General features: G+C 69.1%; 2 protein-coding genes. One reads left to right on the top strand and one right to left on the bottom strand.

What is annotated here, in order from left to right; all coding sequences use genetic code 11:
- Nucleotides 1-331 (top strand): MFS transporter (locus B879_RS24175; protein ID WP_040401631.1); only part of this gene is annotated, 331 nt, incomplete at its 5' end.
- Here B879_RS24175 and B879_RS24170 read toward each other — a convergent pair.
- Nucleotides 332-711 (bottom strand): phosphoribosyltransferase family protein (locus B879_RS24170; RefSeq protein WP_262481920.1); only part of this gene is annotated, 380 nt, incomplete at its 5' end.

Genomic DNA, 711 nt, shown 5'->3' with positions numbered 1-711 from the left:
GGGCCTGTGGTGGCTGTTGCCCACCCTCGCGTTCATCGGCATCGCCCAGGGCGCCATCATCGCCCCGAACCAGGCACTGACGATGCTCGAGGTGCCCGAGAGCGCATCGGGCAGTGCCGGGGGAGTGATGCAGACCGGCCAGCGGATCGGCACCGCGGTGGGTATAGCGATGATGACCGGGATCTTCTTCGCCACGCTGCGCGCCACGGCCTGGGACACCGCCATGAGCGTGGGGCTGGCCTCCATCGCAGTGGTGGTCCTGGCGACACTGCTCGTGGCGCTCGCCGATCAACGCCGCCGCACCCGCGGAACACCCGCGCCCCGAACCTGATCAGTGGTGCGCCGCCGGGGCATCGCGCAGCAACCGCCCCACGGTGTCCTCGTCGACCTGAGAAAAATCCTCGTAGTGGGCACCGACAGAGGCGAAATCACGCGGCGATCGCAGTACCACGAGGGTATCGGCCCCCGGCATGGACCCGGCCAGGTCCCGCGGAGCCACAGGCACCGCAACAATCAGCTGCGCAGCACCGCAGGCCGTAGCGACTTCCAACGCCGCGTGCATGGTCGCCCCGGTGGCCAGCCCGTCATCGCAAAGCACCACGATCCGCCCGGCAATCTCCGGGGCGAAGCCGGCGAAGCGTGCCGCCAGATACTCCAGCTCGGTGTCCGCATTGATCTCCGCCTCCTCGAGCGCAGCGGCCGGGAAGGTAT

Origin of the sequence: Cecembia lonarensis LW9 (genome assembly GCF_000298295.1) — a bacterium.
Taxonomy (GTDB): Bacteria; Bacteroidota; Bacteroidia; order Cytophagales; family Cyclobacteriaceae; genus Cecembia; species Cecembia lonarensis.
The sequence above is the reverse complement of the archived record's forward strand: the minus strand, read 5'-3'. Positions and strand labels throughout refer to the sequence as shown.